The sequence below is a fragment of the Spiractinospora alimapuensis genome (genome assembly GCF_018437505.1).
In the GTDB taxonomy this organism is placed as follows: Bacteria; Actinomycetota; Actinomycetes; order Streptosporangiales; family Streptosporangiaceae; genus Spiractinospora; species Spiractinospora alimapuensis.
Genome location: NZ_CP072467.1, coordinates 5,062,659 through 5,082,184, shown reverse-complemented (window position 1 = coordinate 5,082,184; position 19,526 = coordinate 5,062,659). Strand labels below are relative to the sequence as shown.

At 69.2% G+C, this 19,526-nt stretch carries 16 protein-coding genes; 12 read left to right on the top strand and 4 right to left on the bottom strand.

Going from position 1 to position 19,526, the window contains the following annotated elements; all coding sequences use genetic code 11:
• Positions 1–437: 437 nt before the first annotated feature.
• Positions 438–830, bottom strand: a complete 393-nt coding sequence (locus tag J4H86_RS23745) for a hypothetical protein (protein ID WP_236540493.1) — start codon at positions 828–830, stop codon at positions 438–440.
• A gap of 94 nt (positions 831–924) precedes the next feature.
• Here J4H86_RS23745 and J4H86_RS23740 point away from each other — a divergent pair, with 94 nt between their 5' ends.
• The 8 genes from J4H86_RS23740 to J4H86_RS23705 all read left to right on the top strand — a co-directional run bounded on the left by J4H86_RS23740 (position 925) and on the right by J4H86_RS23705 (position 11,237).
• Entirely contained in the window at positions 925–1,140 is a 216-nt protein-coding gene (locus tag J4H86_RS23740) for a hypothetical protein (RefSeq protein ID WP_236540491.1), read from the top strand.
• A 1,357-nt stretch (positions 1,141–2,497) separates the two neighbouring features.
• Positions 2,498–3,973 carry a serine/threonine-protein kinase gene (locus J4H86_RS23735; protein WP_236540489.1) on the top strand — a complete coding sequence of 492 codons (1,476 nt, stop codon included), beginning with the start codon at positions 2,498–2,500 and terminating at the stop codon, positions 3,971–3,973.
• A gap of 60 nt (positions 3,974–4,033) precedes the next feature.
• Positions 4,034–4,681, top strand: coding sequence for a hypothetical protein (locus J4H86_RS23730; protein ID WP_236540487.1), 648 nt, complete (start codon positions 4,034–4,036; stop codon positions 4,679–4,681).
• Positions 4,682–4,865: 184 nt separating this feature from the next.
• Positions 4,866–6,806: an NHL repeat-containing protein gene (locus J4H86_RS23725; protein WP_236540485.1), complete on the top strand. Its 1,941-nt coding sequence runs from the start codon at positions 4,866–4,868 to the stop codon at positions 6,804–6,806.
• Positions 6,807–6,987: 181 nt separating this feature from the next.
• Positions 6,988–8,916 (top strand): NHL repeat-containing protein, encoded by a 1,929-nt coding sequence (locus J4H86_RS23720; protein WP_236540482.1) that lies wholly within the window; start codon positions 6,988–6,990, stop codon positions 8,914–8,916.
• Between the two features lie 19 nt (positions 8,917–8,935).
• Positions 8,936–9,655, top strand: a complete 720-nt coding sequence (locus J4H86_RS23715) for a hypothetical protein (protein ID WP_236540480.1) — start codon at positions 8,936–8,938, stop codon at positions 9,653–9,655.
• A 98-nt stretch (positions 9,656–9,753) separates the two neighbouring features.
• On the top strand, positions 9,754–10,428 hold the full coding sequence (locus J4H86_RS23710; protein WP_236540479.1) for a DUF4956 domain-containing protein: 675 nt from the start codon (positions 9,754–9,756) through the stop codon (positions 10,426–10,428).
• Complete coding sequence (locus J4H86_RS23705; protein WP_236540477.1) at positions 10,425–11,237, top strand: polyphosphate polymerase domain-containing protein; 813 nt, start codon at positions 10,425–10,427, stop codon at positions 11,235–11,237. The genes J4H86_RS23710 and J4H86_RS23705 overlap by 4 nt, the downstream gene beginning before the upstream one ends.
• A gap of 36 nt (positions 11,238–11,273) precedes the next feature.
• Here J4H86_RS23705 and J4H86_RS23700 read toward each other — a convergent pair whose 3' ends face one another.
• Positions 11,274–12,557 (bottom strand): sensor histidine kinase, encoded by a 1,284-nt coding sequence (locus J4H86_RS23700; RefSeq protein ID WP_236540476.1) that lies wholly within the window; start codon positions 12,555–12,557, stop codon positions 11,274–11,276.
• Positions 12,554–13,261, bottom strand: a complete 708-nt coding sequence (locus tag J4H86_RS23695) for a response regulator transcription factor (RefSeq protein ID WP_236540475.1) — start codon at positions 13,259–13,261, stop codon at positions 12,554–12,556. The genes J4H86_RS23700 and J4H86_RS23695 overlap by 4 nt, the downstream gene beginning before the upstream one ends.
• 324 nt (positions 13,262–13,585) lie before the next feature.
• Here J4H86_RS23695 and J4H86_RS23690 point away from each other — a divergent pair, with 324 nt between their 5' ends.
• From J4H86_RS23690 to J4H86_RS23675, 4 genes are all read left to right on the top strand, one after another.
• Entirely contained in the window at positions 13,586–14,101 is a 516-nt protein-coding gene (locus J4H86_RS23690) for a hypothetical protein (RefSeq protein ID WP_236540473.1), read from the top strand.
• 100 nt (positions 14,102–14,201) lie between these two features.
• Positions 14,202–16,340 carry a serine/threonine-protein kinase gene (locus J4H86_RS23685; RefSeq protein ID WP_236540472.1) on the top strand — a complete coding sequence of 713 codons (2,139 nt, stop codon included), beginning with the start codon at positions 14,202–14,204 and terminating at the stop codon, positions 16,338–16,340.
• A gap of 231 nt (positions 16,341–16,571) precedes the next feature.
• The gene (locus J4H86_RS23680) at positions 16,572–17,975 is read left to right on the top strand and encodes a hypothetical protein (RefSeq protein WP_236540470.1); all 1,404 of its coding nucleotides are present in this window, start codon (positions 16,572–16,574) and stop codon (positions 17,973–17,975) included.
• Positions 17,976–18,420: 445 nt separating this feature from the next.
• Positions 18,421–18,810, top strand: a complete 390-nt coding sequence (locus tag J4H86_RS23675; protein ID WP_236540468.1) for a hypothetical protein — start codon at positions 18,421–18,423, stop codon at positions 18,808–18,810.
• Here the strand turns inward: J4H86_RS23675 and J4H86_RS23670 are convergent.
• Positions 18,807–19,523 carry a hypothetical protein gene (locus tag J4H86_RS23670; protein WP_236540467.1) on the bottom strand — a complete coding sequence of 239 codons (717 nt, stop codon included), beginning with the start codon at positions 19,521–19,523 and terminating at the stop codon, positions 18,807–18,809. The two genes, J4H86_RS23675 and J4H86_RS23670, sit on opposite strands and share 4 nt — an antisense overlap.
• Between the last annotated feature and the right edge of the window lie 3 nt (positions 19,524–19,526).

The following is a 19,526-nucleotide window of genomic DNA, read 5'->3' as shown; positions in this document are numbered from 1 at the left end:
ACGTGGTGGCCGAGCCCGAGAGTGTCGACGACACGGGCTCGGAGCCCCCACGCACCACGACGCCGCGGTGGTGGGGGCTCCTCGCTCCTGCGATCGATCCATCGCATCGCTGAGCGCGGGGCTAGGCGCATTTTTGAACCGCTGTGCCTGTTCGGGGTGCTGGGGGCTCGCGACCGCCAGGACGACGTTCGCTGCGTCGATCCTTTCGAACAGCCAATCAGGATGCCCATCACGGATCGCCTTGCGAGCCGAAGCCCGGGCCCCCGCCGGGGCACCATCCGCGAAGCGACCCCAGTAGGGGCGACGGCCGCTCCCTCATCCGAAAGCCTTCACAAAGCACTCCCTAGACCCCTGGGCGAGCTGGTCCTACCGACGCGCCACCCAAGAGGAGGCCGGTGTCACGCCGCGCGCCCAGTTCGAGACCTTCCAGCAGGCGTTCACCCGTCTCCACCCGCTGGAGCGGGGGAGGCGATCCTCGCCGGCATGGTGGAGTCCCTCACCGCCGCCACGAACCGGACCGGCGGAACCCCGCGGTAGCGGGACACCGAACCGGTTTTCCCGGCGTTGGGCCAGGATCCAGCCACCCCGCGAACGACCGTCAGGAGCAAGAGAGCGTCGAGTTCGACGTCCCTGATGCCGAAGGAGCCAGTACCACGGAGTTCGACCCCATCGACGTCGCCGCGGGTGCCGACGACTCGGTCCACGTTCTCACCGACGAGGGTCTGGTGAGTGTGCCCGCCGATGGCGAGGACACGGTGCTGCGCCCGGCGATGAGGGGCGAAGCGGTCACGGCGGGCGAGGACGGTGTGTGGTGACGACACCGGGAACACTGCGCCATCTCCCCGCCGCCGCAGTTCAGGAAGGTGGCTCCGAGGAAGATGTCACCCGTCGCCCGTCACCTCCTCCGTGGACCTAGGCGCGGTGTTGGGGGACAGTCCAGGCCGTGCGGGTGACGTCGTCGCACTCCCACGGGAGGAAGAGGTCGGGTCGGTTCTCTCGCTGGCGCTCGGTGGTGCCGACGCCGCCCTCGTCCTCGGCAGTCAGAACGGAATCTTCGAGATGTCGCCGTACGGCGCGACGTACCAGATCGGTGACCCGTCGAATCCGCCTCTGGACACCTCCGACACACCCGATACCTAAGTGGCCGACGACGGCTCCGTCTTCCTCCTGAGCGACGGCGCACTCACACGTTACGGCTCCGACAGGGCCCCTCCACGCTCGCTCTCGGAGCGGCGTCCACCGAGTGATGACCACGAGGTGTTCGCACTGGATCCGGACCTGGTGCGCGACGGGTTCAGGCCGGACGGCATGGCCGTCCACACCGACGGAACCGTCATCCTGACCGACAGCGCGTCCGGGCACATCCTCCGCCGCTTCAGCGACCAGGAGCCGATGGTGATCGCTGGGGACGCCGAGGAGGACCGCGACCCCGCGGAGGAGCCCTTCCCACTAGAGGACGCTGCGATCACCGATCCCCACAGCCCCGTGATCGACGACGACGGCACTCTGTTCTTCGTCAACGACGGAGTCGCGAACGCCGTGCCCCACGCCGCCGAGGACCGTGCCCTCGCGAGTCGGCTGTTCTCCCCCATCAACCTCGCGATCCTGGTGAGCATCGGCGCGGCCGTCGGAGTGGTCCTCTTCGTCCGGCGCCGGACCACGAACGATAAGCCGTGCGCCACGCCTCCGGTGGGAAGGACGGGTCGTATGCCCCGCACCCCGACCATACGATTCCCGCACCGAGCGGCGGATCTCCGGGCGAACGCGGCGCGGGTTCTCCCCACGTCTCACCCACACCGACGCGCGCCACGAAGCCTGGGGGGCGGACCGAACGACCCCAGGCCGACCACCGCGCTCACATGGTGGCCCCTGGAGCCAGCGGCGCGGCGGGTTCCCACATGCCGGGCTCCTCACCCCCGTCCCGGCTACGCGTCGATCCAACATTCGTCGACCTGGTGGCCGGATATTGGGTCCGCCGCAATATGCCATTCCTTTCCCCGGGGCCTCCCTACGGCGGGGCGGGGCGGGTCACTGACGGTGGCCGAACACGGACAGTCTCCACACCCCCTGCCCACCACACCGGCCCCATCATCGGCGCGGACGCGCCGAGCAGCTCCTCGGGGCCCGCCACCAGGTTGTCCGTCGACGCAGGTCACAGTGGACTACCCGGCCCCCACCCATGGGCGGGAGCCGAACCTCTGTGCGGGAAGCGACCGAAACGCGGCGCCAACCGTGACCCAGCGGCCACATCACCGTCGCCCAATGTGATCTACACCGCCCCGAAACGACGCTCACGGTGATCATGCCTTCATAACCCCGATCGAATCGACCAAAACGGTCTTCGAGGGCATGTGCATCGTCGTAAACTGCCTGAAGTTGTCCCCGTCTGCGAAGCGGATCCATGCCCCCCTCTTCTCGGTTTACCCGTGGTGCCGTCCCGACGGACCTGCGCCCTTTGTCCGGTGACGACCCGGCCCGTGTCGGGCCATACAGGGTCGTGGGACGCCTTGGCTCGGGCGCCATGGGCACGGTGTACGCCGCGGCGGACCGCACCGGCCAGTGCGTTGCGGTGAAAATGGTCCACGCCACGCACGCCCGCAGTGACGAGTTCCGGGCCAGGTTCTCCCGCGAAGCCCTGGTGCTCGATCGGGTACGCGGTCGCTGCACCGTGCGTGTCCTCGACTCCGACCCTCGCGCGGAGCGGCCCTGGCTGGTGACGGAGTACGTTCCCGGCCCGACGCTGTGGCAGTACACCAAGGACTGGGGTCGCCTCACGGGGCCGATGCTGCTCGGGTTGGCCGCCGGCACGGCGGAGGCTCTCGCCGCCACGCACGCCGCGGGTGTCGTCCACCGCGACCTCAAGCCGGGGAACGTGATCCTGTCTCCGGACGGGCCCAAGGTTCTCGACTTCGGTATCGCCCGCGCGGCCGACGACGACACCCTGACCGCGACCGGGGGCGTGGCCGGGACCCCGGGATGGATCGCTCCGGAGGCCTACGGCGGGGCGGAACTCGGCCCGTCGGGCGACATGTTCGCCTGGGGCGCGTTGGTGGCGTTCGCCGCGACCGGCAGGGAACCCTTCGGAACCGGCGCTCCGGAGATCCTCGCCTACCGGGTCACCGAAGAGGCGCCCATCCTGGACGGCGTTCCCGAATCCCTGCGCCCGTTGGTACGTGCCGCGCTGAGCCGGGACCCGGAACGTCGCCCCAGCGCCACCGAGGCGCTGTCGGCGGTCTACGCCCTGTGGGCCGAGGGAGACCTGACCGAACCCGTGGCCGCGGACGAGGCCCTCGGCCAGCTCTTCGCCCGGGACTGGACCGAGATCCCGGCCCCACCCCAGGCCCCCACGTCCAGCGGCATGCCGGCTTTGGTCGTCGCCGTGAGCGCGTTGGTGCTGGGCACGGCCTCGGTTGGCTACGCGATGTATGACGTGGGGCCCTTCGCCGCCGAGGCCGTGGCCGACGAGCAGCCCGCCCCCGACGCTTCCGCGGACGCGCCGGAGGGGCAGGAGCCGTTCGACGCCAGTGGACTCCCGGCCGAGGTCAACGGCTACCAGGTCAGCGCCATCGACGGCGACGACACGATCGTACTGGGCGAGGACGACGAGCCCGTCTGGGTCGTGCAGATGGTCGACGCCCAGTCCACCGACGACGGCGTGGAGTTCACCGCTCTCGCCACCTACCAGAGCGCGCTCACCGGGCTGCTCACCGGGCAGAACTTCCATGTCCTGACCGAGGACGGGCCGGCCAACGCCGCCGAGGGCGCGCTGACGGGCGACGTGGACGCGTGGTCGGGTTCGCAGACCATCAGGTTCACCGTGCCCGACGCCCCAGAGCGGGGAGTGGTGCGGCTGCAGGGCTCGGACTACGCACCGGGCCAGACGGGGTTCCCACCGATGGGACTCTGCTACGAGGTGGGCGGTGACTTCCAACCGTTCCACGGCGATGAGGCCGATCTCGACAACTGCGGGTAGACGTCACCGTGTCCCACGGACGGTTCTCCGACCGTGGACTGGATGGAGGAATGAGTCGCTGTGCCTCGACCACTGACCATAGGGCTGCTCGCCCTCGCCGGGGTGGGCGCGATCCTCGGCGCCGGCGTCGGCGGATACGCGGTCAACGCTCTGACAACGTCGGGTGTCGCTGAGGCCGCCCCCGCGTCCGGGTCGGAGGAGGACTCCGCACCGAGCGTCGCCGTCGACCCCTTCGGCAACGCGGCCGGGCTCAGCTACACCCGTCTGGACGGCGCGACCTTCCTCGTCGTGGTGGACGGGGCGGGGGTCGCCGCACTCACCGCCGGGGAGACGCGCGCCGAGGGCGACGACGTCGAAATCGCCTTCACCAGCCAGTACCTCCCTGACGAGGGCGAGTACACGGTTCGATCCCAGGACTTCTTCCACTACGCCCATCCCGGCGGCGTCGACCCGGTCGGGGTCGCCGAGGACTCGCTGCTGCGCCCCGCGGAGGAGACCGACCTGGCCGTCCTCACTCCGGACGACCCGGTCCAGGAGTTCACGGTCGTCCTTCCGGACGCCCCCACTCAGGGCGCGCTCAGCTACGCCCCCGAAGAGGTCGTCGACCAGGGGCTCCTCTACCGCACTCCCCTGTGCTACGAAGCCGACGGCGACTTCAACCCCCACCGGGAAGCCTGCGAGGACGTGCCGGACCCGGGCGGCTGGTAGCGGACGTCCGCCGCACGGCTCCTCGGGTACCCGACCGCACCCGAGGCAGAAGCGGCGCCATCGGGGAACCGCCGTGCGCTGGGCGTCACGGTGCGACCCCGTGTCCACTAATGGCCGTTTTTGTTGGCAGTCATTAGGCCGTGGTGGCATCCTAAGCGGGAATCCCGCGAATCGAGGCTGGTCCATGCGCCGCGTCTTCCCGATGATCGTTGGCTTGTCCCTGCTCGGTGTGCTCGGAACCGGACCGGCGGCCGCTCCGGCGTTCGCCGACACCTACGCGGCGCCGGAGATGACCCCTCTCCTCGTTGACCAGGACGACGTGCCCGGTGACGTTGGCGAGTCGGACATCGGAGCGATCGACGTCGGTGCCGACGGCACGGCGGTCATCGCCGTGCCCGGAGAAAACACGGTGTACGAAGTGGACTCCTCGGGTGAGGCCACGACCGTCATCGGTACCGGTCAGGCGGGCGCCAGTGACGACGAGGGGCCAGTGGTTGACACTCCGATCACAGAGCCCAGCGCCGTTGCACGTGGCGATGACGGCATCACCTACGTCGCCGACGGCGACGGCGCGGTCCACGCGGTGGAGCACGATCAGGCTTCCACGGTGATCTCCGCTGACGACGATGTCGTGTCCGGGGAGGTCATCTCACTCGCCACGGGGCCGTCGGCTCTGTACGTCGGCACCAATCGGGGCGAGGTGCACGAGGTCGAGTTCTCCGGCGACGAGGTCACGATCGTGGAAACCTACGAGATCGGCGGGCACGTGAATGGGCTGGACGTTGGGCCGGGGGACGAGATTTACGTCGCCAAGGGGACCGCGGTGGTGCGTGTCGACGGTGTGACCATCGCCGAGACTCTGGTCGAGGTTGGTGCGTTCCCGTCGTCGGCCGAGTTCATGGACGTCGCGGTGGGCTCCGACGCGACCGTCTACGCGGCGAGTGAGGACGGCTTGGTGGTCGTCCCGCCCTCCGCCATCACCTTCGTACGTCCGACCATCAGGGGACACGCGGTCGCGACCGCTGAGGGCTCCGAAACAGTCGTCGCGGCTCACGAGAACACCGCCTACCAGGTCACGTCCAGCCAGGAATCGAATCCGATCCTCTTCTCCTCCCGGGATGACGTCGAACTCACGCTTCCCGAGGAAGCCACCGCCGGCGCGCTCGTCGCACTGGGCGACGAAATCCGCGCGGATGTCAGTTCCATGACCATCGGATCCGACGGGGAGGTCAGTGTGCTCAGCTCCGAGGGCGTCACGAACTTCTCCGCGTCCCGTCAATGGGCGACGATCACGTTCCCGGAGGAGGTCGCCGGAGCCCCCTCACCGAGCGGATCGATCGTCGGCGGTGAGCACGGCACACGTTTCGTGCTCGCCGGGGGAGTGATTCACAGGTTCATCGAGGGAGAGTACCAGTCGTCCATCCCCCATGGTGTCGCCGAATCGGACACGTTCGCCGCCCCTCCGGAACTGAGCCACATGGCGCGCTACCTTGACGAGTTCCTCGTCGCGGATCAGCGCCGGCTGTACCGGATGAAGGTCAACGGGCTCCTCTCACCGTTCTTCAGTGACGAGACCAGCCTGGACGGCGAGATTCTCGCCTTGGCCGTCGACCAACGTGACGCCAGCGTGTACGTCGCGGTCGAGACGGCCTCGATTACCACGATCCAGAAGATCGACTCTGGTGGTCAACCCAGCGACGTATTCGATGGCGACGATATCCCCGGTGATTTCACGCCGAACGGAATGGCGGTAGGGCCCAACGGGGAACTCTATGTGACCGACCAGGGGTCCTCGCGCATAGTGCGCTACACCCCCACCTTGGGCGGGGAGCCCGCCGTCATCGCTGGAAGCGAGGAACAACCGGCGGACCCATCGTCGACAGAAGCCACTCCAGCCCTGGAGACGACACTGCGATCCCCCGCCGCGCCCGCCGTGGACGCTGCGGGCAACCTCGTGTTCCACGCGAACAGCTCCGTCTACATGCTTCCAAACGCGTCCAACGCTCCCGCCATCGGCGGACCGAAGTCGATGCTGACCATGTCGCTCGCGGCGGTCGCGGTGATCGGCGCCGCGGCCGGGCTCCTCCTGGTCGTTCGCCGGAAGGCCGCCGCCAGCGGCCGGTGAGACCGCTGCGAGTGGTCGCCGCGAACCTTCCGCACCGGCGGATCCAGGCGGCTCAGCATGGGGCAGCGCCGACCAATAGCGGACAGATTCATTGGCAATCGCCGTGCACGGTGGCATTCTTGTGCACGCGAAACAACGGAAGAAGCGAGGATGCGTCATGAAACGCACACTGCGCGCAGCTATGGGTTTCTCACTCCTCTCCTCCGTGATCGTGACCCCCGGTCTGCCGGCGGCCCCCGCGTGGTCGGACGGATCCGTCACCCTGCCCGAGGTCGTGCCCCTGACGCAGTGGGCCGACTTCGACGATGTTCCGTCACCGAACGTGACCGGTGTGGCCGCGCGCGACACCGGGGTCGTGGTGGTCGCCGACTCCAACTCCTCCCTCGTCTTCGAGGTGGACGCCGCTGGATCGAAGAGCGTCCTGGCGGGGACGGGCGAGCCCGGCACGCCCGAGGACGGGGAGCGCGCCGCCGAGACCCCCATCGACCAGCCCCAGGACGTGGCGTCTGCGACGTCTGACCGCACCTTCGTCAGCGACGAGGCGGGCGCGATCCACAGGATCGACCAAGGCGAGATCGAGACGCTCGTCCCCGGCGGCGAACTGGCTCCCGCGGGCGATGAACTGACCCTCGCCGCGAACGAGGACACCCTGTTCGTGGGGTCCACGTCCGGCGAGATCCACGAGATCGACCCCGACTCCGCCGACATCGACTCCGTCACCGCGGCCCTGCCCGGGCCCGTCACGGGGCTGGACGTGGGACCGGACGGCGTCCTATACGCGGCGACGGGGGACGCCGTCGTCACCGTCGAGGACGGCTCCGCGTCCCGCACCCTCTACCCCTCCTCGGGGTGGGAGCTGGGCGTTCCCTACGAGGAGAAGGACACCGTTGCCCGGGATGTCGCGGTGGACGAGCAGGGCACGGTGTACGCGGTCGGGGACAGCGGCCTCGTCGCCGTCCCCCAGAACGGACCGCCCGTCGTGCACCCCACGGTCACCGGCGACACGGTAGCCCACGGGCTGGGTGGCGGACTGGTGGTCAGTGACGACACCGGATCGGCGTGGCAGTTGCGCGAAAACGTCGCGACCGACCCCATACGGCTGGCGGCCCCCGGCCGCCTCGAGGTCAACGACAACGGTCACGGGGCGGGCACGGTCCTGTCGATACGTGAGGACACGAGCCTGGCCTCGGTGACGGCGATGACGGTGACCGAGACAGGTGCGCTCAGTCCCCTCGGCTCCCGCGGCACCGTGGAGTTCACCGGGTCTGACGGCGGCTCCCTGTTGTGGGACGAGAGAGACGCCGTGTCCGTGCCGGACGGGGACGAGGTTCCCTCCATCGTCGCTGGCCGCGACTCCTACCGCTACGTGCTCAACGACGGGACGCTGTACCGGATCGACCAGCACGGGACGCCACGGTCGCTCGCCATCGGGATGACATTCTCCGCATTGGAGGAGGGCGCCGGCCCACCACGGCTGCTGCACCTGGCGGGCAACGGCGATGACACCTACTTCGCCAGTCAGCGCGAGGTGTACACCCTGTCCGAGGACGGCATGCTCATGCCGTTCACCACCCACGCCCTGGCGGGCCCCGACGAACGGATCATCGCGCTCGCCACCGGCCCGGACTCCGACATGGTGTACGCGACCGTGGACACCGGTTCGGCCTACATCGTGGTGCGCGTCGCGGCGTCGGGCCGCCCGTCGACGATGTTCGACACCGACGACGTCCCGGGAACGTTCACACCGACAGGACTGGCCGTGGGTCCCCGCGAGATTCTGTACGTGACCGATAGCGGCTCGGGACGGGTGCTGCGCCACGCGGGCTCCGGCTCCCCAGAGGTGATCGCCGGAGGCGGCTCCGACGCGGCCTCCTACCCCAGTCCAGGGCTGGAGACCGAACTCGTGGCGCCCACCGCGCCGGCGGTGGACAGCGCCGGGACACTCGTCTTCGTGGACGACGGTGCGGCCCTCGCGGTCACCGCGGCCCATGACGCCCCGACGTCCGGTGGGTATCCGCTGGGAGGGATGTCCGTGGCGCTGGCGATTACGCTCGGGGTCGCCGCCGCGGTCCTGATAGGGCTCCGCAGGGCGATCTCGTCGGCGGAGTGACCACGTCCGAGGAGGACCCGTGTTTCCTGCCTGGAGCCTGCCCGCCGCGATTGGACTCATGGCCCTGACAGCGTCGTTGATGGTGCTCCTGGGCCGTCGGCGGGCGGCCGTGGAGACCCAGGCGAAACAGGTGGCGATTGACGGCCCGACACTCGCACGTCCTGTGGCGTCGATCCCGCGTGACCGACCCGTGCGTGTGTGGCCCGCGTTGCGTCCGCTGGCCACGACCCTGCTGTGGCCAGCGGGCGGGGTGTTCATGCTGCTCTACGCGTCTGTGCAACCGGACGCCGCCCCGGTTGGACGCGATTGGACCCTCGGCTATCACACGGTGGCGTCGCTCCTGGTGGCCGCGTCCGTGGTGCTCATCGTCCAGTGGGTGCGCGCCGCCCCGTTGCTGGCCGCGGACTCCTCGGGGATCTGGGTACGCACGGCGCGGGCCTATCCGGGCGTGGTGTTCTCCGGACGGGGGATCTGGGTGACGTGGGAAGGGGTGGAGTCCCTGGTTCTGACGGCGCCCTCCGCTCGTGGAAAGAACTCGTCCCGGTGTTTTCTGGGGATCGGCCTGACGGACGCGGCGCGCGCTGACCTCGACCGAGGGCAGCGGGAACGTCATGTCCACTCCCGCAGGGCGCTGCGGATCGAGGAACGCAACGTGCACGCGCCGTTGGACGACGTGGTGCGGTCGCTCGCGGCGTGGGACCCGCGCCCGCACACCGAACGGGACAACACCGGGAAGTGACGGGCGGTTTTCTTATAGGTGTCTTAGTCGGCGCTTAACCCCGCGGCTCGTAGCGTTCACGATGTTCACCGGCAAGCTCACTCGACTTGGAGGACATCGTGACCGTGGCGCTGTTGTTGGCGGTGCCGATCAATCTGTTCTCGATCGCCGTTCTGTCCGCCGCTATCTACTACCGGCGCCACCACCGCCCCGACCTCATGCTCGCCTACATCGCGCTGAACGTGGGTGTGTTCACGGCGTCCGCGCTGATGATGAGCCAACAGGTGGGGATGGCGGTCGCGTTCGGACTGTTCGGGGTGTTGTCGATCCTGCGGCTGCGCTCCGAGGAGATCAACCACCGCGAGGTCGGCTACTTCTTCGTCGCCCTTGCCCTGGGGTTGGTGAACGGCATCGGATCCTCGATGCCCCTACTGATGCTCGGACTCAACCTGCTCTTGCTGGCCACCATGTTCGTCGCCGACCATCCGCGGGTGGGACGCCGCATGGAACGGCGGCTTCTCATGTTGGACACCGTGCACCACGACGACGCGTCCCTCCGCGCCGACCTGCGCCAACGCTTGGGTGGGGAGATTCTGCGCGTCGACGTCAGCATGGTGGACTACGTGCGGGACACGATGCGTGTTGACGTCCGATTCCGGGTGCCACGCCCCCAGGCCACCGGTACCGTACCGGCCGCCCCATCCGCCACAGCCCAGGAACAGTCGGAAGCCCGCCCCCTGGCCGCCCCGTCCCCCGCGTACGGGCACACCCAGCCGTTGGAGCGTTTCCGGTGAGTCGCCGTGTTCCGTCACTGTCCCTGGACACGCTGCCCGGCGTGGGGCTGGAGGAGATCAACGACCGGGCAGGCCTGCAGACGCGTGTGGACACCAAGTACCTGATCGCCCCGGCGACCCACGCCCACCTGCTGTCCGCCCTGGCGCAGCGGCCGGAGTGGGCGTGCCTGGCAATCGACGGCCAGCGCCACTTCCGCTACGGCTCGACCTACTTCGACACCCCGTCCCTGCTCACTTACCACCAACACCGCCAGGGCCGCCGACGCCGTTTCAAGATCCGCACCCGCGCATACCTGGACACCGGCGACTGCTCCTTCGAGGTGAAACTACGCGGCGCCCGTGAGTCCACGGTGAAGCGGCGGATGTCCTACGCGATGGACGACGCCGACCGCCTCACCGCCCGCGCCCAGGAGTTCGTGGCCGAGGTGCTCGACGCGGCCTACGGTGTCGAGGTCCCAGAACACCTGGCCGCCCGCGCCCGCACCGAGTACCGTCGACACACGCTGATCGACCGCGCCGCCGGCACTCGCGTCACCTGCGACACCGCCCTCGTGTGCTCCTCGGGCGACCGGCGAGTCGCCGCCGGCCCCATGGTCGTCGTCGAGACGAAGGCCACCAAACCCGGCAACCCCGTGGACCGTCTCATGCGCTCCCTGGGCGCCCACCCCATCCGCCTCAGTAAGTACTGCGTAGCCACCGCCGTACTCAACCCCGACGTACCGGCGAACCCATGGGCGCGGGTCCTGCGCGAGTGGTTCGGCCCCACGGCCGCAACACCCGCCGTGTGGAGGGTGCCCGAAGCCGCCTGACACCAGCCGGTCCCCAGGCGAGGAGGGCTGAGGAGGTTACCCCCGCTCCGTGGTGAGGCCGAGTTCCATGGTGACCCGGGCTCCGTGGCCGCCCGTGCCGGTGCCGAGGGTGACTTCGCCACCGGAGTTGGTGGCGGTGCGGCGGGCGATGTCGAGGCCGAGACCGGTGGATCCGCCTTGGCTGTGGCCGCGTTCGGTGACGTGTTCGTCGGGGAATCCGGGGCCGTTGTCAGTGATCTCGATGGTGGCGCCGCCTTGGGTGCGGGCGGACAGGCGGACGGAGAAACCGGTGCCGTCCGGCGTGTGGGCGAAGACGTTGCCGAGCAAGGCGTCCATGGACGCCGACAGCTCCTCGCCGCTGGCCCGCACCATGAGGGGCCCGGGGGCGAGATCGGACTGGACGTGGCGCTCTGTCTCCTCGGCGAGGGCGGACCAGAACTCCACGCGTTCGGCGACCACGGCGGCGGCGTCACTCGCGCCGTCGGTCGGGCGTGGGGAGCGGGCGGCGTTGATCGCCGCGTTGACCGCGCGTTCGACGTCGGCCACCGCCGTCTCCACCGATTCGCGTTCCTCGCTGTTCCGGATTGACTCCGTTTCCAGCTTCAACACGGTGAGCGGGGTGCGGAGGCGGTGGGACAGGTCGGCGACGCGTTCGCGTTCCAGGGCGAGGAGGTCACGGATGCGTCCCGCCAGGCCGTTGAGCGCCGAACCCACCTCGCGTAGTTCGGGCGGGCCGGTCACGGTGGCCCGGGCGTCCAGTTCTCCCGCGCCCAGTCGGTGCGACACTGAGGCGAGCTCTCCCAAGGGTTCCATGAGTAGGCGGGCGACCCGGTCCGCGAGCAGCAGGCCGAAGCCCAGGAGGGCCACCGCGAGCACGGCGACGATCGCCAGGGAACGTCCCACTCCGGCGGCGAGCTGATCGTCGGAGATGTAGGACCGGATGACCGCCATGTCGCCGTCCGGCCCCTGGACACCGAACAGGATCTCCCGCCCGTCCGGCGCCTCCGCGGTGATACTGCGACCGGTCGCGGCGAGGTCCACCGCCTGGGATCGGGGGGCTTCCTCTCCTTGGATGGTGCCGTCGGGCCAGAAGACGGTGACGGGGTACTCCCCGGTCGCGTTCACCTGCGCGACCGACGCCTCAACGGTGGTCCGGTCCGCGGTGGCCACGAGCGCGGTCAGGGCCTCGGCGTCCTGGGAGGCCCGGCTGAGGTTCTGTTCGACCGCCGCGTTGCGCAGCAACAGACCCATGGGGAGGGCGAAGGCCAGGATGACGAGGGCGACCGTCGCGGCCACCAGCAGTGTGAGTCGGCGCCTCACGCCGGCCCCACGACGGTGTCGTCGGGGGGTGCCAGCAACTTGATGCCGACACCCCGCACCGTGTGCAGGAAGCGTGGTCGCTGCGCGGACTCCCCCAACTTGCGGCGAAGCCACGCGACGTGCACGTCCACCGTCTTGTCGGCCCCGCCGTAGGGCTCGGACCACACCTCCCGCAGCAGCTCACGTTTGCTGACGACCTCTCCCACCCGGACGGCGAGGTAGTGCAGGAGATCGAACTCGCGCGGGCTGAGGTCCAGGGTCCGCTCCCCGAGGCGGGCATCCCGTCCCCGAGGGTCGATGGTCAGCGGGCCGACGTTCACGGTCGACACCGTGGGCTCGGCGAGGGCGCTTCGCCGTAGCACGGCCCGGATCCGGGCGTCGAGTTGACGTGCGGTGAAGGGTTTCACCAGGTAGTCGTCTGCTCCGGCTCCGAGGAGCCGGACGATCTCCTCCTCGTCGTCGCGGGCGGTGGCGATGATGACGGGCAGGGCGCTGACTCCGCGCAACATGCGCAACATCTCGCTGCCGTCCAGGTCGGGAAGTCCCAGGTCCAACACGACGAGGTGCGGCGGATCGTCGACCGCGCCGCGGAGGCCACTCATCGCGTCCGGGGCCGACGTCACCTGGTGCCCCAGGTCCGTCAGGGAACGGATCAACGCGGTGCGGACTCGTGCGTCATCCTCGATCAGTAGAAGCTGCGCCACGGGTACCAATGTACGTAGGGATCACCGGTACGCGAGCGCCGCCGTCCGTCGCGTGGCCAGGATGATCGCCAGGGAAGAGCTGGTCATAGCGCCGACAGACCGCTTCTCTGTCCGGTGAGCGCGTCACTTCCGGACCGATCCACATCCGCGCGGCCCGCCGCGTGGCACGTGGTGGGGATCACGCCGGCGGCGTCGGAACCTCGGAGTCAGTGCTGTGGCCCGGTCCCCACTCCGCGAGGGCGCGTTGCCCAAGGTTGGGTCCTGAACTCCGACTTAGGGACCTCTTAGCCTGGTCTTAGTCTCTGGTGAGGAACTCTGATGGGCATGCAGTCACGAATCGTCATCGCTGGGTGGGTCGCCGCCGCCATCGTCGCCGTCGCGGCCGGAATCACCGCTGTGCTCCTGGTCCAGGGTGGGTCTCTCACCGGCCCGGGCGAGCCCATGTCGGACGCCGAGGTCGCCGCGGAGCTCCAGCGCGCCGAGAACAACGGCGACGGAGGTGACGAAGCCAAGGACGACCCGTCCGCACCGGAGAGCGAGGAGCCTCCTGAAGAGCTCCCGTCCGGACAGCTCCCCGAGGTTCCCGACGACGCCGACGCCCAAGAGGACGACGGCAGCGCCCTCTTCTCCGAGGACGGGGGCACGGTGCTCGCACGCTGCACCGACGGACGGGCCGAGCTCGTGTGGTGGGTCGCCGCCCAGGGGTTCTGGGTGGAGGACGTCGACCCGGGGCCCGACGACGACGCCGAAGTGGAGTTCGAGGGCGGTGGCCAGGAGGTCGAGTACACGATCACCTGCGCCGACGGCCAACCGCGGCTCCAGGTCGAATACGACGACTAATCGATCGCGAACTTGGCCCCACCCGGCGACTCAAGTGGAGTTCGTCCGTCACCGCGTGCCATAGTGTCCCGACGAAAACCCGGGTCACCGAGGAGCGATCGTGGCGGAAGGCAGTGACGAGGTCCACGAGACCGACCCGCAGGTCGTCGGACCCGGCCAGGTGGGGCCGTACCGGACGGTCGAGCTGCTGGGGCGGGGCGGCTTCGGTGAGGTCTTCCTCGGGGTGGACGAGGAGGGTCAACGCGCCGCGGTCAAGGTCCTGCACACCAGCATGACCTCTGACCCCGCGATGCGCCGCCGGTTCGCCGAGGAGCTGTCGCAGGCCCGAAAGGTCAGCGGGTTCTGCGTGGCCCCGATCCTGGACGCGGACCCTGACGCCGACCAGCCCTGGATCGCCACGGAGTACGTGGACGGCCCGACGCTCAGTACGGCGGTGGTGAACGAGGGCCCCCGCTCCGGGGACGCGCTCCACCGGCTCGCGGTGTCGACGGCCACGGCGCTCGCGGCGATTCACGCGGCCGGGGTGGTCCACCGGGACCTGAAGCCGGACAACATCATGTTGGCGGCGGACGGACCACGCGTCATCGACTTCGGAATCGCCCGCGGCCTGGAGGCGACGGCGGTCACCGCGAGCGGGGTGGTCGGCACGGTCGGCTACATGGCTCCCGAGCAGTTGGAGGGAGCACGACTCGGCCCCGCCGTGGACGTGTTCGCGTGGGGGGCGTCGATGGTGTTCGCGGGCACCGGCAGGGAAGCGTTCCCGGGACCGACCCAGGCGGCCCGCATCACTCGGGTTCTCACTGGCGCGCCCGACATCGGGGCGCTGGAGGAGCCGCTGGCCTCCACGGTTCGCGCCGCGTTGGAGAAGGATCCCGAGCGGCGTCCGGACGCGGCCCGCCTCCTGACCCTCCTCGTGTCCCCCGTCAACAGCGTGCCGCAGACCGCGGTGATGTCACCCGCGCCTCCTGTAGAACACGGCGAGGGCTCCGTCGCTGGTATCGGCCCGACACGGGTCGAGAGCCCCCCGACATACCCTCCCCCCGAGCTCCCGCTCACCGCGCCACCTACCCCACCGTCGCCCAAGTCCGTCTATCCCGTGGTGTCGCGCGCGGCGCTGGACGGCGGCAGCTCTCGCCAGCGCGGCACGTCCGATGTTCCCCCGTTCCACTTCAACGGGATGCGTTTCACCGACCCGCGCAGCCTGGCGGCGGAGATGCAGCGCGACTGGAAGGCCGCGGCGCGACTGTTCGGGTCGGCGGAGGAGCTGGCCACGCTGGGCGCCTGGCTGATGGACGACCTGAACGACACCACCGTCGACCGGTCCCTGTTCCGACGCCGACCCGACGAGATCAACCTCGCGGTCGCGTCCTTCATCGTGCAGGCCAACCCGCAGCTACCACCTGTCTTCCGCGGGCACGACGCCTCCGTCGCCGGGCTGGCACAGTTGTTCAGCAATCCCGACCGGGTAGTGACCGGGGACCGGACGGCCGGGGAGCTGTTGCTGCTGGCCCGACCACAGGTGTTGCGCACGCTGGCGATGCACGAGGGACAGACCGACCTGCGCCGGCTCACCGAACAGCTCCGCGAGGCCGAGGACGCCGCGGAGGAATTCCTCGCTCGGATGGCTGAGCAGCTCGCCGGATGGCGCAACCAGAAACGTGCCGTGAACACGGCGATGGTGCTCACCTACCTGCTCCACCCCGAGATGATCACTCAGCCGTCGTTCAGTGACCACAACGCCCAGGAGTGGTCGGACGTGTTGTGGCGATCCGTCGAGTCGGCGGGTGGGGAACGTGCCGCCGGCCGGGCCGCCGCGATCTGGGCGACGACCGACATCGTCGCGTCCCTGGGCGACCAGCGCCGTCAGTGGGAACTCCGGCTGCACGACGCGAAGCAGGAGCTGGAGGCCGCGGAGCGCTCGGTGTGGTTGTGGCGCTGGCTGCACCCGATCCGGATCGCGTTCATCATCATCGGAGTCGGCCTCGTGCTGCTGGGCGGGAACCTACAGCTCTTCGACCTGGGTTCCTTCCCCTGGCCGCCCTACATCTCCGGCATCGCCCTCATCGTCGCCGGCGTCATCATCGGCCGCTGCGACCGCCCCCGGGACGGCTTCCCCACCACCCGCAAAGCCGCCCGAGCCCGCGCCGCCTACCTCAGTCAGACCCTCCCGCAACTCGACGCCGGCGTGCGCGCCATCCAACGCGACCTCCAGGTCGCCCGCCACATCTGCGCGGGCTAACCCCCCTCCACCTCCCACACCTCCCCCACCAGGATTTCTCCACCCCCATCAGGATTCCTCCACATCCGACCGGTGGGGGTGCGCTTCGACCCGCTACAGCGAGGACAACAGCACCCATAGCGTTGCCACAGCCCAGGTCCGGGACCTGCGTGAAGATGGGTCCTGGGGCTCTGGTGGCGGGTTTCGCCATGGGGGGATGCTGGGCTCGTCGCCGCTGTCCCTGGGGGTGCGATGGGTGACCGAGGTGGGTGGTTGGTGGAGTACGCCGTGGTGGTCGCGTTGGGGGTGGTGATCGTCGCGATGCTCCCGGTGACGGGAGTGGCTGGGACCGTGTCGGAGCATGTTCGGCGGGCGTTCTGTGTGGCCTTGGGAGGATCGACGGAGGACTGTGCCCCGAGTGATCCGGGTGTCTCAGGAGAGGTGGCCGCCGCCTGTCCACGGCACACGGCCGAACAACGGCGTTGGGTGCGGGCGCAGGCCCTCGTGCACTATCGGGGGGACACGGCCGTCACCCGCACCGAGTGGGCTGACGGAAGCGTGTGGTACACGGCGCAGCCCTGGACCGACGAGGTGGGTGCGGGGGTCGGTGCCGGAGGGACGGTTGGCAACGGGAAGGCCGGCAGCCGGCTGGGCTGGCACGCCCAAGCGGAGGGCGCCTATCGGTGGGGCCACGGGATGGTGTGGACCTTCGGACCGGACGAGGGCGAGGAGGCCACCGCGTTCGAGGAGACGCTCAACGACGACGCGATCGGTGCCGACCCCGCGCGTCAGTGGTGGCGTCGTGCCACCGGGACCGCGCCCGAGCTCCCGACACCGGACATCCGACTCACCTCGGAGGAACTGCGCGTCGACGGGACCACCGCGACCAGCACGGGCCTGCGTCTCGACGCCGTGCCCGGCGGTGAGGCGTCCGTGGACATCGGGATGGGTCTGGGGGCCGCTCTGGAGGCCAACGGCCAACGTGTGGTGAGCCGGGACGACCGCACGGCGGACCCCGTTCTGCGCGAGGGGCACAGCATAAGCGGTTCCCTGAGCGCGCAGGGAGAGGTCATCCTGGGAGTCGGGGGCGCGGGCAGCCTGGACTGGACCGCCGGGATCGAGGCGGAACGGGACTCCGACGGCACGCTGCGCTCGATCCGCCTTCACGCCGAGCACGCCTACGGGGGATCGCTCGACCACCGTATGCCGTTCGGAATCACCAGTGGCGGCCACGTGCGTTATCTGGGTGCGGACACGGCCAACGACGCCACGGCCCAACAGGTTCGCACACTCACGGTTCGTGTCCCGCTGACCGACGCCGCTGAGCGTGAGCTGGGCGAGGACTTCCTGCGGCGGTACCCCGGAACCACCGGGGTGTTCCGCCACTTCTGGGAGACCATGCTCGATCACGACCCAACGGACGACGCCTGGCGCCAACTCGTCCGCGAGGGCGCCCAGGTGTGGCAGACCGTGCGGGAACGATCCGGTTCCGAGCACACGATGGGCGGCACCGTGTACTGGCGCATGATCCCCATCGGCGCACAGTACGGCGAGCACACCAGTGAGTCCGTCACCACCGACGCGTGGTACCTCAGTGCCTCCCCCACCGGTCACCACGTGCCCATGCCCCTGCCCTCCTGTCGGGGAGACTCCTAGGCCGATCCGCCTGGCCAAAAGCGGTCGGTGTCGTGTGTACCACGCGACCCGTCATCCACGTACGACGGAAGCCACCAGTCGTAGACATGATCGACCGCGCCCCGTGTCCTGCGGGGTTCCGCTTTCGGTGCGCCCAGCCGCGAACCAGGACGACGGCGAATTTCCCGCGAAACTCCATTATCCGGAAATCAGCACGACACCTGTGGAATAGTCACCCATCACGAACGTGTCGACGCGCCGAACACCACACAGAGGATGGTTAGACTGTGCGTGACGAAAGGGCCACTTATTCACGAACGCCCGCGATACGGCGGTCGTGACACACCCGCTGGCGCGAGGGGCCCTACACAGCGCAATCACTCGACGCGCCACCTACTGACAATTGTCGACAATCGACCGGACCGTCAAGTACATCGACCCTCGAAATCCCCTCAGGATATTTGTCGTGAAGCGATTCCTCATTGGGACGCTAATCAATGGTTTGATCGCCCTCTTCGGCTATCTCGTCGCCGCGATCGCTTTTTTCTCCCTGATCGATGTTTCCTACCGGGTCGATGACAACCCCCTCCGGACCTTCGGGCTGATCGTCGGGGTCATCGGCGGAGTCGGGGCTGTGGCCGCGTTCTCACACGTGCGCCTGACCTGCAGTTCCGCGGTCGGCCCCGTGTACGCCGTCCTGGGGGCGTGCTGCGTGACGACGTGTGTGTACGGGTTGCTGAGCGTCCCGGTGCTGATGCAGATATCCAACACGAGCATCGGGGTCACCATGATCGCGACCTCTGCCAGCGGCGCCCTGCTGGGCGGCTCGATCGGAGTCCTGCACCGGAGTGTCTAGACGCCGCCTCCCGGGGGCGCGCCCACCAACAGCGTGGAGATGATTTCCTCATTGAGCTCGCTGACCGCGTTGTCCCCGTCGGCGGCGACTGTGAAGACCAGGAGCTCGCCCGTCGTGGCGGTGAATCCGATGACTGAGCCGATGGCGGTGGATTCGAAGCCGGGCTGGGAGAAGGCGTAGTCAACCCGGACGGCGTCGTCCGCACCGGGGACGTCGAACTCCTCGGGGGCGTCCAGGTCGGGATCCTGGTCGTTTTGGCCCAGTTCGGCGAGCACGTCCAGGTACGCGGTCACCCCCGCCTCGGGCTCGCCAGTGCCCATGTTGAAGACGGAACTCTCCGCGTGGATGTAGACGGCGTCCGGCTCCTGCCACAGGTAGACGGCCTCTTGGCCCGTGTCCACCTCCGCTTCCGAGAACCGCTCCCAATCCGCCGGCACCGCGAACGTCACGCCACTCTCGGTGGTGGTCTCGATGGCGCCGCCGTCCCAGCCGTGTTCGCTGTCCACCCTCTGGCTGTCCGAGTCGTCCTCTTCCTCGGTGGGGGCCGGGGGTTCCTCCGTCGACGGCACGTCCCGTCCCGTCGGCAGGTTGTCCGGGGTGGGGTCGTCCTTCTGTTGGACATCCGCGGAGAGAAGCTCGGCGACCCCGCATCCGCTGACCAGCAGTGTGGCCAGGACCGCTACCGACGCCGCCTTGGCACCCGGTCGACCCATGTG